General features: G+C 58.1%; 20 protein-coding genes. 7 read left to right on the forward strand and 13 right to left on the reverse strand.

Annotated features, from left to right (window positions below):
• Positions 1–39: 39 nt before the first annotated feature.
• Positions 40–651, reverse strand: a complete 612-nt coding sequence (locus tag AC0JZ8_RS00900; protein ID WP_471891372.1) for a glutathione S-transferase family protein — start codon at positions 649–651, stop codon at positions 40–42.
• 124 nt (positions 652–775) lie between these two features.
• Here AC0JZ8_RS00900 and AC0JZ8_RS00905 point away from each other — a divergent pair, with 124 nt between their 5' ends.
• Both AC0JZ8_RS00905 and AC0JZ8_RS00910 read left to right on the forward strand, forming a co-directional pair.
• Entirely contained in the window at positions 776–1,564 is a 789-nt protein-coding gene (locus AC0JZ8_RS00905) for an MmyB family transcriptional regulator (RefSeq protein ID WP_471891373.1), read from the forward strand.
• A 67-nt stretch (positions 1,565–1,631) separates the two neighbouring features.
• Complete coding sequence (locus AC0JZ8_RS00910; protein WP_471891374.1) at positions 1,632–2,009, forward strand: DUF4260 domain-containing protein; 378 nt, start codon at positions 1,632–1,634, stop codon at positions 2,007–2,009.
• Positions 2,010–2,043: 34 nt separating this feature from the next.
• Here the strand turns inward: AC0JZ8_RS00910 and trbI are convergent, their stop codons facing one another.
• The 12 genes from trbI to traI are packed head-to-tail and all read right to left on the reverse strand — an operon-like array spanning position 2,044 to position 12,366.
• Positions 2,044–3,357, reverse strand: coding sequence for an IncP-type conjugal transfer protein TrbI (gene trbI, locus AC0JZ8_RS00915; RefSeq protein ID WP_471891375.1), 1,314 nt, complete (start codon positions 3,355–3,357; stop codon positions 2,044–2,046).
• Between the two features lie 11 nt (positions 3,358–3,368).
• On the reverse strand, positions 3,369–3,845 hold the full coding sequence (trbH, locus tag AC0JZ8_RS00920) for a conjugal transfer protein TrbH (RefSeq protein ID WP_471891376.1): 477 nt from the start codon (positions 3,843–3,845) through the stop codon (positions 3,369–3,371).
• Positions 3,845–4,696 carry a P-type conjugative transfer protein TrbG gene (gene trbG / locus AC0JZ8_RS00925; RefSeq protein WP_471891377.1) on the reverse strand — a complete coding sequence of 284 codons (852 nt, stop codon included), beginning with the start codon at positions 4,694–4,696 and terminating at the stop codon, positions 3,845–3,847. The genes trbH and trbG overlap by 1 nt, the downstream gene beginning before the upstream one ends.
• 17 nt (positions 4,697–4,713) lie before the next feature.
• On the reverse strand, positions 4,714–5,391 hold the full coding sequence (locus AC0JZ8_RS00930) for a conjugal transfer protein TrbF (RefSeq protein WP_471891378.1): 678 nt from the start codon (positions 5,389–5,391) through the stop codon (positions 4,714–4,716).
• Between the two features lie 17 nt (positions 5,392–5,408).
• The gene (gene trbL / locus AC0JZ8_RS00935; protein WP_471891379.1) at positions 5,409–6,599 is read right to left on the reverse strand and encodes a P-type conjugative transfer protein TrbL; all 1,191 of its coding nucleotides are present in this window, start codon (positions 6,597–6,599) and stop codon (positions 5,409–5,411) included.
• Positions 6,593–6,820, reverse strand: coding sequence for an entry exclusion protein TrbK (trbK, locus tag AC0JZ8_RS00940; protein ID WP_471891380.1), 228 nt, complete (start codon positions 6,818–6,820; stop codon positions 6,593–6,595). The genes trbL and trbK overlap by 7 nt, the downstream gene beginning before the upstream one ends.
• Entirely contained in the window at positions 6,817–7,626 is an 810-nt protein-coding gene (trbJ, locus tag AC0JZ8_RS00945) for a P-type conjugative transfer protein TrbJ (protein ID WP_471891381.1), read from the reverse strand. Before trbJ ends, trbK begins: the two co-directional genes overlap by 4 nt.
• Positions 7,598–10,066: a conjugal transfer protein TrbE gene (locus AC0JZ8_RS00950; protein WP_471891382.1), complete on the reverse strand. Its 2,469-nt coding sequence runs from the start codon at positions 10,064–10,066 to the stop codon at positions 7,598–7,600. Before AC0JZ8_RS00950 ends, trbJ begins: the two co-directional genes overlap by 29 nt.
• Before the next feature lie 10 nt (positions 10,067–10,076).
• Positions 10,077–10,376, reverse strand: a complete 300-nt coding sequence (locus AC0JZ8_RS00955) for a conjugal transfer protein TrbD (protein ID WP_471891383.1) — start codon at positions 10,374–10,376, stop codon at positions 10,077–10,079.
• Positions 10,369–10,773 (reverse strand): conjugal transfer pilin TrbC, encoded by a 405-nt coding sequence (gene trbC / locus AC0JZ8_RS00960; protein WP_471891384.1) that lies wholly within the window; start codon positions 10,771–10,773, stop codon positions 10,369–10,371. Before trbC ends, AC0JZ8_RS00955 begins: the two co-directional genes overlap by 8 nt.
• Entirely contained in the window at positions 10,763–11,734 is a 972-nt protein-coding gene (gene trbB, locus AC0JZ8_RS00965; RefSeq protein WP_471891385.1) for a P-type conjugative transfer ATPase TrbB, read from the reverse strand. Before trbB ends, trbC begins: the two co-directional genes overlap by 11 nt.
• A complete protein-coding gene (gene traI / locus AC0JZ8_RS00970; protein ID WP_471891386.1) occupies positions 11,731–12,366 on the reverse strand; it encodes an acyl-homoserine-lactone synthase in 636 nt (211 codons plus the stop codon). Before traI ends, trbB begins: the two co-directional genes overlap by 4 nt.
• A 368-nt stretch (positions 12,367–12,734) precedes the next feature.
• On the opposite strand from traI, the gene repA reads away from it, so the two are divergent.
• The 5 genes from repA to AC0JZ8_RS00995 all read left to right on the forward strand — a co-directional run bounded on the left by repA (position 12,735) and on the right by AC0JZ8_RS00995 (position 18,162).
• On the forward strand, positions 12,735–13,943 hold the full coding sequence (gene repA / locus AC0JZ8_RS00975; protein WP_471891495.1) for a plasmid partitioning protein RepA: 1,209 nt from the start codon (positions 12,735–12,737) through the stop codon (positions 13,941–13,943).
• Positions 13,944–14,046: 103 nt separating this feature from the next.
• Entirely contained in the window at positions 14,047–15,051 is a 1,005-nt protein-coding gene (gene repB, locus AC0JZ8_RS00980; RefSeq protein WP_471891387.1) for a plasmid partitioning protein RepB, read from the forward strand.
• A gap of 167 nt (positions 15,052–15,218) precedes the next feature.
• Complete coding sequence (gene repC / locus AC0JZ8_RS00985; protein ID WP_471891388.1) at positions 15,219–16,430, forward strand: plasmid replication protein RepC; 1,212 nt, start codon at positions 15,219–15,221, stop codon at positions 16,428–16,430.
• Between the two features lie 1,143 nt (positions 16,431–17,573).
• Positions 17,574–17,846: a DCC1-like thiol-disulfide oxidoreductase family protein gene (locus AC0JZ8_RS00990; protein ID WP_471891389.1), complete on the forward strand. Its 273-nt coding sequence runs from the start codon at positions 17,574–17,576 to the stop codon at positions 17,844–17,846.
• Complete coding sequence (locus AC0JZ8_RS00995) at positions 17,749–18,162, forward strand: hypothetical protein (RefSeq protein WP_471891500.1); 414 nt, start codon at positions 17,749–17,751, stop codon at positions 18,160–18,162. The genes AC0JZ8_RS00990 and AC0JZ8_RS00995 overlap by 98 nt, the downstream gene beginning before the upstream one ends.
• Positions 18,163–18,635 lie beyond the last annotated feature (473 nt).

An 18,635-nucleotide genomic window follows, 5' to 3' on the forward strand; every position in this document is an offset into this window, starting at 1 on the left:
GCGGGTTATGGTTTCTGGCTCGCTCAAGTTATCAGCCCCTCAATATTCCGCGCTCGGCCGCTGGCGAAACTTCTTGTACCAGCCGTCGAGGCGCGGGTGGGCCGAACCGAAGGGTTGGTCAAACCTCTCCCGGCACGTTTGAAAGATTGCAAACACCGTACAGTCGGCGATTGTGGGCATGTCGCCTGCCAGGAAATCGTTATCGCCAATTGTCGTCTCCAGGACGTCCAATATCTCGGCAATGTACCCGAAAAGCCTGGAAGCAAGGTCCAGCGATGGAGACGGCTCCTTGCCAGGAAAAGACTGTGTAACGTTCCACAGCCAAAGCTGAGAGCGCCCAACCAGATCCGTTCCCAGACGCTCCAGCGAGCGGATCTTCGCGCGAGAAACGGCATCCGTCCCGATCATGGGCCTCTCGGGAAACAGCTCCTCCAGATACTCAACAATGGCCGCCGAGTCTGTGATGGGCATTCCCATATCCGTGATGAGCGTCGGGGCTCGGCCGCTGGGATTAATTGCGCGGTATTCAAGAGACTTGTGCTCTCCTCCCGCGTAATCAAGTTCATAACGTGGGACGTCGATTCCCTTTTCGTTCAGGTAGATGATAACGCGACGCGGATTGGTTCCCTTTTGAAACTGGTAGAGGAGCATACGACTTAACCTTCCGCTTCGGCATTTATCTAAGGTCTATGGCGCATAGATTATGGGCTGCTTATCGTGTTACAATGTGTTTTTTATGCTGTTACTAAAGTAACGGATTATGAGGTAAGAAGGTATGCCCGATCGTTTAACGCGCGTCCCGGCCAGACAAGCGCTCTCGGACTTCGTCCGCCAATGTCGCGAGCGGACTTCACCAGAATTGCTTGGTTTGCCGCCGGCGCGCCGTCGTCGGACTAAAGGCCTTCGTCGCGAAGAGCTTGCTGCGTTCGCTGGCGTCGGTTTGACGTGGTACACTTGGTTCGAGCAGGGACGGGACATAGCGGTATCGGATGATTTTCTCCAACGTCTGGCGCGAGGGCTTCGGCTCGACCGGGCCGAACGGGAGCATCTTTTTGCATTGGCTGGTCGTGAAACAGTTGCGGGCGGCTCTGAAAGCAGTGAGTTTGCTCCGTCTCTACTGAGAATGATCAATACTCTCGACCAAGCTACCTATCTGATGAACAGCTCCTGGGATGTGTTGGCGCATAATGAAGCGGCCAGAGTTCTGTTTGAGGACTTCACCGCGCCGCGACCGAACATCCTTCGCATAGTCTTCTTTTCTGACCACTATCGGCAGAAGATCCGAGATTGGCGGCTCGCTGCTAGGCTCGTCCTACTCAAAGCACGCCATGACTATCTGACGGGCGGAAGGGCCGCGACTCTAAAGTCCATCCTCGATGAAGTTCTTGAGGCCGTTCCAGAAGCGAAGGGATGGTGGGATGATCCTGAAATTGTGCGGATCGGCGACACTGACATTACGCTCCGCGATGACTTGGGCAAGTGGCGAAACTATCGTATCAACATCTTGGTCCCCGAGCATAATCCCAGGCTAAGATTCGCCTTCTACGATAGGATTGGCTGGTAAGAAGGTCTGTTGATGGTCAGAGGATGGGTGTTGGTCGGGTCGATACTATACAGAAAGGAACCCTTCAATGAATGGTGTTGTGCTGGGAGCGCCGCGGTTTCTCGTCCGGACGGAGAATCTTGCAGTTATGATCGTTGCGACCATCGCATACGAATGGCTTGATAAGAGCTGGTGGCTTTTTGCCATATTATTTCTTGTGCCCGACATCTCCATGGTCGGATACCTGCGTGGGCCACGGCTAGGCGCAGCAATCTACAATGCTGGACACTGGTATGGCTTGCCGATCGCTCTTATAACGTTCGGCTTTTACACGAAGAGCACCATCGCTGCGATAGGTCTGATTTGGGTTGCTCACATCGGGTTTGATCGGGCCCTTGGTTTTGGTTTGAAGTACCCCGATGGCTTCAAGGCAAGCCACCTTACAAGCGCTAATCGAAATTCTTGATGGTATTTGAGCCAAGGACAAGTGGCTACTTACTTTAAGTGTTCGGGAAAACAATGTCTTGATCGACAAGGACATTGAACTTGTAGCCAGGCCGAATTTCGAGCGTCGGCTGAACATCCATGTTGCGCTGGATGGTACGGTCCGCTACCCGAGCGAATGTCTCGGCGAAACTCCGCCGCGTCGCATCCGAGGCCGTGTCCTCGGTCGCGAGCGTCGAACTTTCGGGAACGGCCATGTCGATTCCGGTCCCGATCAGGGCAATCAGCACCGCCGAGCCGAAAGTCTTCAAATAATGATTGTTCACCTTGTCGCTGAAACCGCCATTTCCTTGCGCATCCGTCCCCGACATACCGCCGATCTGTAAAGTCGAGCCGTTCGGAAAGATGATGTCGGTCCACACGACAAGAACGCGTTTCTGTCCAAAGGACACCTTGCTGTCATAGCGACCGAAGAGTTTCGTGCCTTGCGGAATGAGCAGACGATGCCCTGTCGCGCTGTCGTAGACGCTCTGGCTCACCTGGGCGGTGATCCGCCCCGGCAGATCCGAATTGATGCCAGTGATCAGTATTGCCGGGATAACCGAACCGCGCTTTAGCTCAAAGGGTGATTGTTGGGGCACGACACGGTTCGGAAGGTAGCCAAGCTCTTTCAGGTCGGCGTTAAAAAAGTCTTCCTTAGCGCCTTGTGCATTGGGATCAACGTTTTGACCACCGAGCCCGGCGCGGAGCGCCGCTCCATAGAGATCGGGGGAGCTTCCGGTGTTTGTCGGAACTGTCGCGGCTCTTGCAGCCGTGTCTGCGGTCGCATCATGCGTTTCAGCACGCCCATCCAATTTGCCGCGATCGATGGCAAGCGGCGCGTCATAGGCAGCGTTGTTTGCCTGCAAGCGGGCCATCCGCTGGCGCTGCTGCTCACGCAGAAGCTGCTCCTGTTGTTCTCGCTGAAGACGGGCACGCCAGACCCCTTCCGCTTCGAGATCCTGACCGCGCTGCAGCACCTCGTGTTGCCCCGGCTGCGGCGTGAAGGGATTGCTGGCCTTTTCATCGACCTGTTTTGTTTCGACCGGCGTCGGCTGGAAGGTGGTCTGCTGCTGTGGCTCGCCGATGATACCGTCGGTGACGCCGCGTTTGATCTGGTCGGCAAACGTTGAGGCGGGGTTTCCCGAACTTGTCTCCGGGCCGCTGTCCTTGCCGAAATACAATCCGCGCGAGGCGAGCCCATAAAAGATGACGCCAAGAAACGTGACTGCCAAGACGACAATGACGATGATCGGCAGACGGTTGATCCGCCGGATAGTCGATGGGGCCTGGGTGTTTGGGGCCCCGCCGAGATTGAGAGATTGCACCATATGATCCTCCCTCACCCGCGCCGCATGAGCGACAAGGCACTCGCTGGCGTCGCGCCATTTGCCGTGACGGAATAAGCGCGGCCGAGTTCGACGCTATTTGTCGATAGACGGGCCAGCACCTGACCATCGACGTCTAAGATCACATAGCCGAGCGGGATGACCGTTGCGCCGCGATCTGTCTTCTGGTCGGTGACGACGGCATAGCCCCATCCCTTCAGCGCCGCGTCCATCGCCTGTCCGAAGGGCGAGGTATCAGTCTTGAGCGCAACGGTCGCTTTTCCCGGCCCGATCTGTTCGGCAAGGCGGCTCACCATATCGCCGGCGATTGCGCTGGCCGCAGGACCGGAGATTTCCGGTGGCGCGCTGCTGGAAACGAGCCCCTCAGTTTCCATCGTCTGGCATCCGGAAAGAAGGATAGCGATGGCGCAGGCTGCGGCAAAGTTAGGGAGAGCTCGAAAAGTTCGTGAACGGGAGAAAAGGATGTTCATTACCGCCCTCCCCGCTTGATGGTGATCTTTTCCTGTTTCCAACCGACCCCCGACACGAGCACCGCGCGATCGACATGGTAATCGACGACCATCATGTCGCCCTTCATCCGGTAGTTGACGATCCGGTTCTGCCCGCCTGACGTGACGAACAAAACCGGCGCATCCTGACTGGTGATCGAGCGTGGAAACTGGATGTAGGTCTTGAGCCCATCGGAATAGACCCGCGTCGGTCGCCAGCCGGCGTTGCCCGAGACCGAATAGGAAAAGTTCAACTGCTCGGCGGGGACGCCTGCGCCTGGGATGGTGCTGGCCTCGATCCGTGCATTTATGTCGGCCAGCTTCGCCGAAACATCTTCAGGATATTCGAACCCGACACGCGCCATATATTGCGTCGGATGAGACTTGAGCTGAATGTGATAGGTGCGCCTCGACGTCGTCACGACCATTGAGGTCACGAGACCCGGCTCCGACGGTTTGACGATCAGGTGGATCGCCTGGCCGCCGGCAGCACCCGAAGTCGCGGGCTCAACCTTCCAGCGCACGGTGTCGCCGACCAGAACGTCGCGGACCACCTCGCCGCCCTGCAATTCAATGTCGCAAACCTGTAGCGGCGAGCAGACGACGGAGGGCTGCACCTCGCCATAAAGGAAGATCACCTTTCCGTCGGCACCCTTGGTCACCAAGCCGCGAGACCCTCGCCACTGGGTGGAGATACCCATGCCCTTTGCTTCGTTGGCTGTGACGCTATCGGCAGCATATGCATGGAGAGGAGCGATTGCTGAAGACGCCAAAACCGCCGAGGCGAGAGCGCCCGTCAGCGTGGCCCGTGTTCTTGTGCGTAGGGTGATCATATCAGGGGCCATGCCTTTCAAAGCTGTGCTGTCCAGTCGAAGTCGCGGAGATAAAGACCGATGGGGTTCAAGCGAATGACGCCCTCGTCTTGTGGCGGCGTCAGGGTCACGGTGGCGATCCCACGGAAGCGGCGGACGGCGGTTTCCTTGCCGCGCCGGTCGCGCTCGAATTCGGTCCAGTCCACCTGGTAGCTTTGGTTCGACAGCGCGACGATGTTGTTCACCTCGATGGCCACGGTCGAGTTCTTCGCTTTCTCGAACGGTGAGTTGGAGCGAAACCAGGCATTGACCTTCTCGGTCGCCGGATCGGATGTCCTGAGCAGCCCATAGGTCCGGTCGATATATTGCTTCTGCACCACGGCGTCGGGCGTGACGCTTCGAAAATTCGAGACGAAGCTGCCGAGGGTGGCGCGCACAACCCGCGGATCGGCATATTCGATCTGCTGAGGAAATCCGGCGTTGACGGCCGTGCCGAGCTTGTCGACCTCGACGATATAGGGAACGAGCTTGACCTGCGTGCTTTGGTAGAGCGCATAGCCAAAGCCAATCACGGCCATGGTCATGCCAGTTATGCCGACGATGCGCCATGCGGCGGCGGATCTGACGTACGAGCCATAGCGCTCGTTCCATTCGTTGCGGGCGGCGATATAGGGATTGGCAAGATCGGGATTATCGAGCGGATTGGGCCCAGTCATGACGGATCGGCCTCCAGTTATTTGGTCTCGTTAAGGGGCGGCGGTGGAGGCGGCGATGCGGTCCGACCCGACTGCTGGTCGAGTTTAGCATTGGCAAGCCCGAGCAAAGATCCGGCATAGGCGCCGGGTGACCCGACCGCCTTGTCCTTCGCAGCAGACCCGACGGCACCTGCCGCACCGCCGATGCCTGCCTCCATGCCACGCATGGCGGCACTGCCGAGGGACGCTCCGCCTGCCCTCGCCGCGCCTGCTGCCTGAAACCCTCTGCTGGCTGCTGCCGTCGCCAGAAAGCCGGCGCCCGCCGCAAAAGATGCGGCCTGCCCGCCGTGACGGATGGCTTCCATGCCGCCGGATACGGAAGCACCCTGGACCACGCCCTGCAGAATCGGCGGCACATACATGGCGATGACGAAGACTACGACCGATATGCCGGCGATCGCGAGTGTGGTGATGAACTGCTCGGAGGTTGCTGTCGGTGCCTCGGCCAGGCCCAGCAGAATGTCTGAGCCGATCTTGGCAATCATCACCAGCGCCATCAGCTTCATCCCGACGGAAAAGGCGTACACCAGATATTCGATGGCAAAGTCCTTGGTATAGGAAGTACCGCCCAATCCGAGCATGATCATTCCGGCAAGCAGGCCGACATACATCTCCACCATGACCGAGACGAAGATGGCAGCAACGAGCGAGAAGCAGACGACGACCACGACCATGGCGAAGACGGCGGCGATCGCCAGGGAGTTATCCTCGAAGAGGCCAAACTTCGCCTGTTCCGACATCTTGGTTGCGACACGAATGCCGGCGTCAAAAATATTGGCCGGCGAGGCCGAGCCGCCGCCAGCGCCGATCTGGTATAGGCTATCGACGACCGCCTTGGCGAAGGCAGGCCCCCGGTCGAGGATGAAAGCGAATAGCCCAATGAACATGATACGCTTCACGAGCTCTGCAAACCAGCTGTCGAGCGAGGCAACGTTGATCGCCAGCCATACAGCGGCGATGCCGACCTCGATGCCGGCCAGGATCCAAAACAACGACCGCGCCGCATTCATGACCGTCGTCTCCCAGCCCTTGGCGGCCGCAACGACGGAGTTTTCCAGGGTCGTCAGCACTTGACCCTGCTGCGCCAGAGCCGGCGTGCTTGCAATCAGGACGAGTCCGATTGCGATAAGGGCGGACTCAAAGCGCCGGGAGGCAGGAACGATCACCATCTCGGCTTCATCTCCTGGCCGCCGCGAATGTCGCGAGTGGTGTCGCCACCAAAGAACTTTTCCCGGTGAGCACGGCGGTCGGCGTCGGATGCAGCCTCTGGCGATGCTTCTTCCGCTCCGGACATGGGAGTCGGTCCCGGCTGGACGATCCACCTGGCGATGCCGACGCCGGACGCGATGATCCCCACGACAACGAGGATGATGACAAGGCGCGGGCTCACCAGCGCGGCTCCATCGTCTGGCCGCCGCGGATGTCACGCTCGGTCCCGCTGAAGAATTGTTCGCGCCGCGCTTGCGCCAGATCCTTTTGCGCCTGCTCGGACTGATACCAGGTGCCCATCATGGTCATCTGCTGGGAGACCAGACCGCGCAGTTTTTGCATTTGTGCGACCTGCTGGGCGGCGATCTTGTGGCCGACCTGCAGCGCTTTCATCTGTCCGTCGGCCGTTTCCGACATCGAGCGCAGCGACGACATCGTACCTTCCTCGCTTGAGAACTGGTCGGCCGTCAGGTTTGCGGCCTTCAGGGAGCCAGCGATCGTGTCGCGATTGGTATCGGACCAGTTCTGATAGGTGGATGAGAAGCTTGCTCCGTCAGGCAGGTTGCTTTTCATTTCGGCAAAGCTTTGGAAACGCTGCTTGAGCACGTCGTCGATATTGCCCATCGAAAACGCGACGCCCTGCCCCTGCTCCACGACGTTCTGGAGGTTCTTCAGGTCGCTTTCGACCTGGCCCCAGATGTGGTTTGGCAATTGCGCGGTGTTCTGCAGCATGTTGTTGTAGATGTTGATCTGGTTCTGGATTTGCTCGGCAAGCTGCGAGATCTGGGTAATCTGGTTGTTGACCTGTTCGGCCGACTTGCCGACGAGCGAAATCAGCTCGGCATTGTTGGCAAGCTGTGTCCATTCCGTTGCCTGCCCGGTGACACCACCGGCCTGGACCTGGATTGGCGTTGCGATTGCGAGGCCCGTCGCCACGATGACCACCGCACGGTAGGTCTCAAAGGGTCGGGAAAAATGTCTCGGCATGGGCGATCCCCCTTTGCTGGAGCCAGTGAAGAGGCCACGAGGCCCCGTGTTCGGAACGGAGGGTGCGAATGCGCTTGAGGTCTTCCTTGCCCGTAGCCCCGACAAACGAGAGCGCGACTGGACCCAGCGCCATGTTGAACAGCCGACGACCCTCCGGTGAGACGACGTAATATTCGCGCTTGGGAATGGCGGTTGCGACGATCTCGATCTGCCGCTCGTTGAAACCGATGCGCTCATAGAACTCGCGTGTGCCCGGTTCGCGTGCCGCGCCGTTCGGCAGGCAGATTTTCGTCGGGCAGCTCTCCTTCAGCACATCTATGATCCCGGACCGCTCCGCGTCGGAAATCGACTGGGTGGCGAGCACGACAGCACAATTGGCCTTTCGCAGCACTTTCAGCCATTCGCGGATCTTGTCGCGAAACACAGGATGGCCGAGCATCAACCAGGCCTCGTCGAGGATGATCAGGCTAGGAGCGCCGGTCAGGCGTTTCTCGATGCGACGAAATAGATAGAGCAGCACCGGTACGAGATTGCGCTCGCCCATGTTCATCAGCTCCTCGATCTCGAAGCACTGGAACGCGCCAAGCGCCAGACCGTCCTCTTCGGCGTCGAGCAACTGGCCCATCGGCCCGTCAACGGTGTAGTGATGCAGTGCGTCCTTGATCTCGCGCATCTGCACGCCGGAGACGAAGTCCGAAAGCGAGCGGCCGCGCGATTCTGCCATCAGCGCCAACTGCCTGGAGATGGCGTTGCGATAGTCCGGAGTGATGATCACACCTTGCAGCGCCACCAGCATCTCGATCCATTCGGCCGCCCAGGCCCGGTCGCCGTCGGTCGACAGTTCGGCGAGCGGGCAAAAGGCAAGCGCCTTTACCTCACCACCAGCCGAGGGGCCGATATCGCCGCCGATCTGGTAGTGATCGCCGTTGAGACCGAGTGTTAGCGGCAGCATCGAGCCGCCCTTGTCGAAGGCGAACACCTGGGCATCGGCGTAACGCCGGAACTGCGCGGCAATCAGCGCCAGTAGCGTCGATTTGCCGGAGCCGGTCGGACCGAAGATCAGCGTATGGCCGACATCGTCAACATGCAGGTTGAGCCGAAACGGAGTCGAGCCGGATGCCACCTGCATCAAAGGTGGCGAGGCTGGCGGATACAATGGGCAAGGCGCGTTAGGACTGCCCGACCAGACGGAGTTCAGCGGAATAAGATCGGCGAGATTGCGGGTGTTGACCAGCGGCTCGCGGATATTGGCGTAAGAGATACCGGGCAGGCTGCCGAGGAAAGCGTCCGTGGCGTTCAACGTCTCGATGCGGGCGCCAAACCCTTCGGCCTGGATCAGGCGGCGGATCGCCTCGCACTTATCCTGGAGCCGGACCGCATCCTCTTCGAAGATAACGATGACCGGCGTGTAATAGCCATAGGCGACGAGCTGCGATGAGGCTTCGGCAATAGCGTCTTCGGTTTCTGCCACCATCAGCATGGCGTCCTGATCGACCGAGCGTGATTGCGTCTGGAACAGCTGGTCGAAGAACGGCCTGACCTTCTGCTGCCATTTCTTGCGGGTGCGCTCGAGCCTTGCTCGTGCTTCCTCAGTATCGAGGAAGACGAAGCGGGACGACCAGCGATAGGTGAGCGGCATCCGGTCGAGCGTATTGAGGATCCCCGGCCAGCTTTCGGCCGGCAGACCGTCGATCGCCACCACACCGAGAAAGCGGTTCTCGACCAATGGGGTCAGTCCATGTTGCAACTCGGCCGTCACCAGCCAGTCGAGATACATGGGAATATCAGGTAGGCGCACCGGATGGTTCTCGCCGGTGACGCAGAAGCGAATGAACTGGAACAGCTCGTCGTAGCGCGCTACGCGGAACCCGCCACGCTCCGGCGTTTCCCGCGTCATCATCCGCCGGATCGACACGACATTGGCGAGATACTGTTCGACCTCACGGATCGAGGTCAGAAAACTCTCAAGCGCCTTGTCGGCATATGTGGCGGAGCGGCTGGCTGCATCCGAATAGATATAGCGCGTCAGGCCGGAGCGTCGCGGCTCCGGTGGTCGCCAGGTCAGGATCAGTGCATGCCGGCTCTCGAAATGCCCCCTTTCCGTCTGAAAGTGCGCCCGCCGCTCGTCGTCGATGGCGCGTGTGACCGGATCGGGAAAGTGGGATTCAGCCTCTGTGGGATAGTCGCCGGTCGGCACTCGCACCGCCTCGACCTGGATCATCCATCCCGAGCCCAGCCGCGACAGGATGGCATTGATCTGTCGCGACACCTCGTTGCGCTCGGCGTCGGTGGAGCTCTCGCTATCCGGCCCGGCAAAGTACCAGCCGGCCATCAGCGAGCCGTCTTTCAGCAGGATGACCCCATTATCGACGAGGCCGGCATAAGGCACCAGATCGGCGAATGACGGTCCGGAATGGCGGAATGATTTGAGGGCAACCATCTCCAATCCCTCAGAACTTGCGCCAAGGCGACGACGTCGCGCGATACGACGTCTTGTAAGAGATGTGGCGGAGATAGACCCGGCGCATCAGTGGATCGGATTTGGCCATCATGCGCAGCGCCGCGACTGCGACCAGCCAGATCGCGATGCCGAACAGTGCCGCGTACCAGGTCAGGACGACGAAGATCAGGATGATGGCGGCCAGCGCCGTCAGCAGCACGAGCTCGCGGTCGGCACCCATCAACAGGTTCGGACGCGATAGTGCCCTGTGCACACGCGAGCGCGAAAGAGCGGAGCCTACCTCAGCCATGAGCCCCCTCCCCTTCTGTGGCCGGGGGCATCGTTGGGTCGGGAGTTTCTTGCTCGGCCTGTGCGTGTGCCTCGCCGATCGAGGCTCCGGTCGCACCAAAGAGAGCGACGATCTGGGTGGCTCCAAGCAGGACGCCCCCAACGAGCGCTACATAGCAAAGCCGTCTCGCGAAATCATTCAGCTCGCCTCCGAAGATCAGCATGGCGCCGGCAATGGCGACAGCGGCCAGCGCGATAAACCCGGCGACAGGTCCGGTGATCGATTGCTGGATCTGTTGCAGCGGCGATTCCCAGGGAAGACCGCCTCCGCCCGAGGAGGCGAATGCGGAATGGCTAAAGCCGATAGAAATGGCGACAAGCGTCGCGCCGGTGAGAAGAATGGAGATTTTACGCGACATGGCTGTCCTCATCGATCTGGGCATAATGTTCGGTCTGGTAGCGGCCGTTGCGGTATCCTTCGATGTGGATCACCTCACGGACCCGCCTCCCCTTTCCCGTTCGCTCAATAGAGACGACGAGATCGACGGCCTCGCCGATGACCTCCTGCATCGGCTGCTGGCTGGCTTCCGCCGTCAGTTGCTCGAGCCGGCGCAAGGCTGACATCGCCGTGTTGGAATGGATCGTGGTGACTCCGCCCGGATGACCGGTGTTCCAGGCCTTGAGCAGCGTCAGTGCCGCGCCGTCGCGGACCTCGCCGACAATGATACGGTCGGGACGCAGGCGCATCGTGCTTTTCAGCAGACGCGCCATGTCGATCGTATCGCTGGTATGCAGCGAAACGGCGTTCTCGGCCGCGCATTGAATTTCGGCGGTGTCTTCGAGAATGACCATCCTATCGTCCGGGGCCGCGGTGACGATCTCGGCGATGATGGCGTTGGCGAGTGTGGTCTTGCCCGATCCCGTGCCACCCGAGATGACGATGTTCATCCGAGCGTCGATCGCGCTTCGAATTGCCGATGCCTGGGCTTCGGTCATCACCTTCGACTTCACATACTCGGTCAGTGGAATAAGACGCGAGGCTCGGCGGCGGATGGTGAATGCTGGTCCGGAGACCACCGGCGGTAACAGGCCCTCGAAGCGGTGTCCGCCAATCGGAAGTTCGCCTGAGATGATCGGCCGCTCATTGTCGGCCTCCGACTGCAGGGCATGCGCAACACTGCCGATGACAACTTCGGCTGCAGCAGAGCTCATTGCGCCGGCCGGTGCCACGCCGTGCCCCAGCCGTTCGATGAAGAGGCGTCCGTCGGGATTGAGCATGATCTCGACAACGGTGGCGTCATCGAGGGCGATGCACAGTTGGTCGCCAAGCGCGTCCTGTAGTTTGCGGACCAGGCGGGGATGGGAGCGGAGCTGGGTCACGCAGCGCTCCGGAGCGATGACCCATCGATCTGCGGGGTCGAACGGTAAGCCTGCGGGCATACCTGCTCAAAGCTGACGCGGTCGGCCGGCAGGCTCCCGGCGATGGCGGTGGTGTTGCCGATCGGAGCCGGTTCGCCGAGACGCCGCATCGGCCATCCCCCTCGCTTCAGGATGCGCTCGAAGCGGAGATCTGTTGCCGTGACGATCTCGCTGTAGCCATTCGCCATCGACCACTCGATGATCCCGGCGAACAAGGTGAGCGTCGCAAGATGCAGTTGGCTTGCCTCCCTCTGAGAGACAAGTGAGGTATCGACGCAGAAGCGTGAACTCTCGACCATCCCAGAATGAGGGCGAAGCGAGCCTGCATCGAGAAGCTGGGGGAAGGTGTGCTCCAGCATCGTCGGGCCAGAAGCTGGAAGAAGACGAACGCAACCTGCAACCAGTCCATCGTCGGGAATTGCCAGAAGATAAGTCGGCTTGCAATCGTCGTACTGGTCGCGCTCTTCTCCGTCGCTGATGGAAACGTCCCAGCCGAGACGTCCGCCAAATACCGTCGCGCGAAGACGGTGCATCTGTCTCAGGTCGTTGCGATAGCGCTCGTATTGGTCGGGTGCGACGGTCAATATCCGCATGATGATCTCCGCTTGAACAAGGTCATGCGGACAAAAATCATCTCCTTCAGCGTGTGCCTATGTGCAGATCTGCACCTCAGGTGATTCTAGCGAGTCGTTCGTCCGGCTCTTATAAGTGAGCGTGTGGGGAGCTGCGATGAGGAGATTCATGTGCAAATCTGCATTTTGCCGTTGTAGCGTCAATAAGAGAGAACGGATGGAAATCCTTGATTCATATTTAATAAATTGAATTGAGCTGTTTATCCGACGGAAACACGTTAACTTCTTGTTAACTCTAATTCTCTTGCAGCACAGCTAGAATCGTGCGCTATCTTGAGACGGCATACGCGCGTCTGACGCTTGCAAACCGTCTTGAACTTGAGGCTACATTGAACGTGATCGACAGGCACATAAACAGAGCAGCAACGTCCGCGCATATCACGCAGCGTGCTGAGGCGCTATCTGCGCGACTTCGTGCGGTTGGCGAACGCGCTTTCCCACCGACAGCGCAAAAGTCGCTTCGCTCATTCACTTCTGGTGAAGTTGCCGAAATAGTTGGAATTTCTGATGGATACCTGCGCCAACTGTCGCTGGATGGTCTCGGGCCCACTCCCGACATTGGTACCGGAGGGCGCCGCTCGTATACCCTTGAGCAGATCAACGAGTTGCGGCGATACCTCGCTGAGGCCCGCCCGAAAGAAGCTGAGCGATTTTGGCCGCGCCGTCGGGAAAGTGACAAACTTCAGATCATCACAGTCGCGAACTTCAAGGGTGGCTCCGCCAAAACGACCACCTCACTTTATCTCGCACAGGGTTTAGCGCTGCAGGGTTACAGGGTTCTCGCAATCGATCTGGATCCTCAGGCCTCGCTCTCCGCGATGTTCGGGTATCAACCCGAGTTCGACGTTGCTGAAAATGCCACCATTTATGGCGCAATCAGATACGACGACCAACGTGTGCCGATGAAGGATGTGATCCGTTCGACTTACTTTACGGGCATCAGCATCGTCCCAGGCAATCTCGAACTGATGGAGTTCGAGCATCAAACGCCGCGCTTCATGCTCCAGAACCGCGGACGGCCGGAGGACCTGTTCTTTAGACGTGTCGCGAGCGCAATCAATCAAGTCGAAGACGAGTACGACATCGTTGTAATTGACTGCCCTCCCCAGCTGGGCTTCCTCACCATGGGCGCTTTGAACGCAGCTACCAGCATGATTGTCACCGTTCATCCGCAGATGGTGGACGTAGCGTCTATGAGTCAGTTCCTTCTCATGACATCGGATCTTGTCTCCGTCATTGAGGAAGCTGGAGGCAAGCTCGATTACGATTTCTTACGCTTCCTGGTTACTCGCCATGACCCGCGAGACGTCCCGGAACAGGAAATCGTCGGCCTGCTTCGTGATGTATTTGGGACGGATGTCATGGCTGCAGCAGCTTGGAAGTCAACTGCGATCGCCAATGCCGGTTTGACCAAACAATCGCTCTATGAGTTGTCGCGCGGTGCAGTCGGGCGGTCGACCTACGACCGCGCCATGGAATCAATCAATGCCGTCAACCACGAAGCTGTCGGTCTAATTAACGATGTGTGGGGCAGATAAACATGCTTCACCCTCAAGAAAATCAACCGCTTACCTTGTTGTCAGTTGACGACACGATGCCGGTGCGTCGACAAGCGAGACGTTTTGATCGGGGAGACCATAGATGAGCAAACGAACTCAGTCAGTTCGCAATCTCTTTGCCGCCGGGCCAGACGTCGTGCCGACGGCGGAGACCCGCCAGCCGATGCAGCGTGTAGCATCAGGCGCGGTGCGGTCCCTGAAGGACACTTTCTCGGAAGTGGAAAGAGACTACGAGGAACTCAAGCGGCGGGTTGCGGAAGGCGCTCTGCCGATTGACCTCGATCCGTCTCTTATTGACCCCTCCCCTTTCGCCGATCGTTTCGCGGACCAGGACCTGTCCGCTGTGGAAGCGCTCAAGACCTCGTTCCGGGAGCACGGGCAGGAGATACCTATTCTCGTTCGTATCCATCCGAGCGAGACAGGCCGCTACCAGATTGCCTATGGCCATCGTCGTGTGCGTGCGGCCAATGAACTTGGCATCAAGGTCAAAGCTTATGTACGCGAGCTAGGAGACGATCGCCTCGTTGTTGCGCAGGGCATCGAAAACTCTGCGCGCGAAGACCTTACTTTCATTGAGCGCTCAATATTTGCGTTGAAACTCGAAGACGGTGGCTTTGACCGGATGCTCATTCAGACGGCTCTTTCAGTTGATCGCCAAGAGGCATCAAAGCTTATCAACGTGGGCCGAGCAGTTCCCGGCTGGTTGACCGAAGCGATCGGCAGAGCTCCGAAAATTGGCCGCCCCCGGTGGCAAGAACTTGCTGACATTCTGAAGGCCGACGGCGTGGATGTCAAAGCGCGGAAAGCGACGAATGACAAGTCGTTCAGCCACAAGTCCTCAGATGATCGCTTCATTGCAGTCCTTCGTGCAGTTAAGGCAGTCGATAAGCCGAACTCGGTAAGACCCACGGCCCTAATCGCGAAGTCTGTAGATGGAGAAGAGATTGCGACTCTCGCTGTCACAGGCAAGGTCTGCAAGATCCAAATCGATAGAGATCGAGACGCGGCTTTTGCCAACTTTGTGATGGATCGTATCCCCGATCTTTACGAGAACTTCCGGAAGACCACGTCCGACTCCGAAAGCTAGAAAAGGAAGAAACCGCAAAAGAAAAAGGCCCCCAAACGTTGCCGTCATGGAAGCCTCTCTCATTGGTCTAAGCAGCCTGAGAATCGCATTTTCATGAATCACAGTCAAGAGTCTTGGCACCGTTTTGGTGAGCGGATTTCTTTTGCCGATCGAGAGGTAGAAGAAAAATGCATAATGGAAGTGTAACGACGCCCTTCGGGCGGCGGCCTATGACGCTTGCGTTGGTCAGAGCCCAATTCAAGACATCTGAGATTCGGGATGGAAAGTCTGCTGATAAGTGGAAAGTGTACCGTGACGTTTGCGATGCGCGAGCGCTTCTTGGTTTGCGCGATCGTGCGCTTGCCGTACTCAACGCTCTCCTGTCATTTTTTCCCGAAACGGAACTGAACCACGGCAAAAACCTCGTCGTCTTTCCGTCTAATGCCCAGTTGATCACTCGAGCAAACGGTATCGCGGGCACGACCTTGAGAGAAAACCTAGCTGTGTTGGTAAATGCTGGGTTGATCAATCGCAACGACAGCCCCAATGGCAAGCGTTACGTGAGGCGTGCAAGGGACGGTGCTGTCGAGACCGCTTATGGATTCAGTCTTAGCCCCCTACTTGCAAGGTCGGAAGAATTCGCGCTCATGGCGCAACAGGTTGCCGAAGATGCCCGACGTCTAAAGTTCGTCAAAGAACGCACGACTATCGCCCGCAGGGATGTCAGAAAGCTCATTACTGCTGCGATTGAAGACGGCGCGGCTGGTGACTGGGCGACGATCGAGACCGCGTATGTCGCGGCAGTAGGGCGGCTGCGGACAGCCAAATCGAAAACGGACTTTGAATCAATCCTGGACGAACTGTCGCTTTTGCGTGACGGCGTTCTTAACATACTGCAATGCCAAGTTTTTCCGCAAGAATCCGACACCAATGATAGCGGTATCCGTCACCACATACAGAAATCAAATACCGACTCTATAACTGAACTTGAACCGAGCTCTGAAATGGAGTTGGGCAAAACGGCCGTGCAAAATCGCAGCCTTCGGGCCGAAACTTCAAAAGCTTTCCCAATTGGGTTGGTTATGCGGGCATGCCCCGAGATAGAGTCCTATGGGCCGGGAGGCGAAGTCCGAAATTGGAGGGACCTTATGTCGGCCGCGGTGGTTGTCCGCTCGACTTTGGGTGTGACCGCGTCGGCCTATCAGGACGCTTGCGAGGCGATGGGACCCGAAAACGCTGCGGTTGCAATGGCAGCGATACTTGAGCGAGCGGGGCACATCAATTCGGCCGGGGGATATCTACGTAATTTGACATCGAGAACCCGTCGCGGTGAGTTTTCGCTTGGTCCCATGTTGATGGCGCTGCTGAAAGCAAACTCAGGCGGCGAGATGCGGGCCTAATATAATCCGGCGGTCGTAAAGGTAGTGGGCGTTCAGAAAGCGAACGATGTCGTCAGCTGACAACATCGCAAGGCATTGATTCCATTGATAAAGGACAATGTAGCGAAGACAAGTGATTAAAGTAGCTACCAGCAGGCGAACCGGTCTGTCAGAGGCCTACTTCAGCGGAGGATTCTAATCATCGTATGGCCTGTCGGTGACGGTGCGTTAGTCTAGGACAGTCGGTTCGACCCACAGGCTGTCGGAGCTAATTTGCAAGACGCGCCAAATTTATTATCGGCTCGTTTAATCGACGCACTCGCTTCGGAACTTACAAGGAACGGCTCCAGTCTCTCACCTTGGAGCTCCCATCAAATTTGGTGCGGTTCAGTCCAACGTTCTTCCGCAGCAATTGTGAACCATCGGATAGCCCCGACCTTAATCCATGCGCATAAAACTCCCGTGTTCCAGCCCAGCCTACGCCGCTTTATGTTTTGACGATCACATTGGCCGTACTCTGATCCAGTGCCCGCTTCGAAACATTGCCCAAGCGATCGAGCTTTAGGAAATTGCTCCCGCTTTCGATCTTGGCAACCGCAAGCCAGCCACCGAGCGCATCCGCGGGACAGCGCTCGTCGGGCGCATACGCTACCATCAAAATTGCCCGGTTGCGGTGCCTACCGTGCCGTTAGGCGTATCGTGGATTTCAGGGCAGTGGAGAAAGAGATGCTCGACAGCCCGCGTTATTTCGTCAGCATCGACCAGCTGACGAGCCGCCGTCGCACAGTAGTGGCCACATGTGGTACCGAAGATCGAGAGTAGCCTTGCTCGCGCAAACCAGCCGGCATCCGTGGCGAGGATCGATGTCGCGCTGTTCCGGTCGGCACAGATGGTTCGCGAAGACTTTCAGAGCCAAGGCTTCTGGTGCAGGCCAGGGGGAGGGAAGCGCTGGTCGCGGAGCGACTAGGCCTGCAGATAGGCAAGGGACGTGAATGCCCGCAGCGTGTAATTGGCTGCAGCGAGACAACTCCCTCCCTTAACCCTGATGGGAAAGACGCGATATAGGATGTTCACGTGCGCTTCGCAGGCTGTAGTTTACCGGTATCCAACAGCCCAAGAGGCCGAGCACGACGAGACATTCAGGCCACTGGAGCGAGCAAGGACATGTATGGGAACGATGACAGATCATCGACAATCGTCGTGTTTGATACGGACTGTGCGCTTTGCTCGTCATTGGTTCACTTCCTCCTCCGTCACGAACGCGATCAGACGATGAGGTTTGTTTCCGCGTGGTCGGACGAGGGAACGTGGTTGGCTGCGCGGCACGAACTGACGGCTGATGATCTCGATGAAACCTATCTGGCGCAGGAACGCGTGTCTCGAACATCTCGACCACGAGGAAGGCCACCGGGAAGCCGAGGGCAAGATGAAGGCTGACGGCTGGCAAAGCGACGATCATCAGGATGAGAACCATCGCCGCGAACCGCATCAGGATGCCTTCGGATGTTCGGGTCGCTGGCATGCGCACAAGGTAGGCGAGGGCAGCAATCGGCAGGATCACGGTCATCGGGAAGGCAAGAAAAGCCTCAGGTTTTCCTTCGTCCAGACCGTTAATGGATGTGAGGAACCTGTGCAGTGCAAGGAGGACGCCGCAGCCGACGATCACGACAAGGACTACCGGCCTCAAATGAAATCGTCGATTTTGCAACGCTGTCTCCGTGCCGAGGCTCAAACTCTCACTTATTGGAAATGATTTTCAAATCCCTGAGACCGGCAGATCAAATACCAGTAATTATGATGCTATATCGGACGATACCGACCCTCAGCAGAAACATCTTTCTCGACTCGACGTGCCTTCCAACTGTCATTGTTCGCGAGCATGGTGGGATCAGTCGCGATTGATAGTGGCCAAGCCGGATTTTCGCCTGCGAGGTCCCAATGGCGCAGACACCCAATGGGACGCTTATCAGCGAGACGGCTTGGCAGAAGGCGTTGGCTCGCGAGTCGGTCCTTCATCCTCTCGCTTTCGGCGGGCTTTAAGGATCTCTAAGAGAACTCCGCCTAAAAGCCGTTGGTTCTCGGACCATCGAGATTAAAATCAGGTGAGGTGACAAACAGCCCAATCGGGAGGGTTATGCTCCGTGCCCTCAATGACGCATGGAACCGAACCGATGGACCTCGATCATTACCGGCAGATCCGGAACGAGAGGGGTGGTTCGGAAAGGC

It is taken from the genome of Velazquezella soli (assembly GCF_977018685.1).

Bases quoted from the DNA above. Each gene is read 5' to 3' on its own strand.
- AC0JZ8_RS00900 (WP_471891372.1), bottom strand. From the start codon at position 651: ATGCTCCTCTACCAGTTTCAAAAGGGAACCAATCCGCGTCGCGTTATC.
- AC0JZ8_RS00905 (WP_471891373.1), top strand. From the start codon at position 776: ATGCCCGATCGTTTAACGCGCGTCCCGGCCAGACAAGCGCTCTCGGAC.
- AC0JZ8_RS00910 (WP_471891374.1), top strand. From the start codon at position 1,632: ATGAATGGTGTTGTGCTGGGAGCGCCGCGGTTTCTCGTCCGGACGGAG.
- trbI (WP_471891375.1), bottom strand. From the start codon at position 3,357: ATGGTGCAATCTCTCAATCTCGGCGGGGCCCCAAACACCCAGGCCCCA.
- trbH (WP_471891376.1), bottom strand. From the start codon at position 3,845: ATGAACATCCTTTTCTCCCGTTCACGAACTTTTCGAGCTCTCCCTAAC.
- trbG (WP_471891377.1), bottom strand. From the start codon at position 4,696: ATGATCACCCTACGCACAAGAACACGGGCCACGCTGACGGGCGCTCTC.
- AC0JZ8_RS00930 (WP_471891378.1), bottom strand. From the start codon at position 5,391: ATGACTGGGCCCAATCCGCTCGATAATCCCGATCTTGCCAATCCCTAT.
- trbL (WP_471891379.1), bottom strand. From the start codon at position 6,599: ATGGTGATCGTTCCTGCCTCCCGGCGCTTTGAGTCCGCCCTTATCGCA.
- trbJ (WP_471891381.1), bottom strand. From the start codon at position 7,626: ATGCCGAGACATTTTTCCCGACCCTTTGAGACCTACCGTGCGGTGGTC.
- AC0JZ8_RS00950 (WP_471891382.1), bottom strand. From the start codon at position 10,066: ATGGTTGCCCTCAAATCATTCCGCCATTCCGGACCGTCATTCGCCGAT.
- AC0JZ8_RS00955 (WP_471891383.1), bottom strand. From the start codon at position 10,376: ATGGCTGAGGTAGGCTCCGCTCTTTCGCGCTCGCGTGTGCACAGGGCA.
- trbC (WP_471891384.1), bottom strand. From the start codon at position 10,773: ATGTCGCGTAAAATCTCCATTCTTCTCACCGGCGCGACGCTTGTCGCC.
- traI (WP_471891386.1), bottom strand. From the start codon at position 12,366: ATGCGGATATTGACCGTCGCACCCGACCAATACGAGCGCTATCGCAAC.
- repB (WP_471891387.1), top strand. From the start codon at position 14,047: ATGAGCAAACGAACTCAGTCAGTTCGCAATCTCTTTGCCGCCGGGCCA.
- repC (WP_471891388.1), top strand. From the start codon at position 15,219: ATGCATAATGGAAGTGTAACGACGCCCTTCGGGCGGCGGCCTATGACG.
- AC0JZ8_RS00990 (WP_471891389.1), top strand. From the start codon at position 17,574: ATGTATGGGAACGATGACAGATCATCGACAATCGTCGTGTTTGATACG.
- AC0JZ8_RS00995 (WP_471891500.1), top strand. From the start codon at position 17,749: ATGATCTCGATGAAACCTATCTGGCGCAGGAACGCGTGTCTCGAACAT.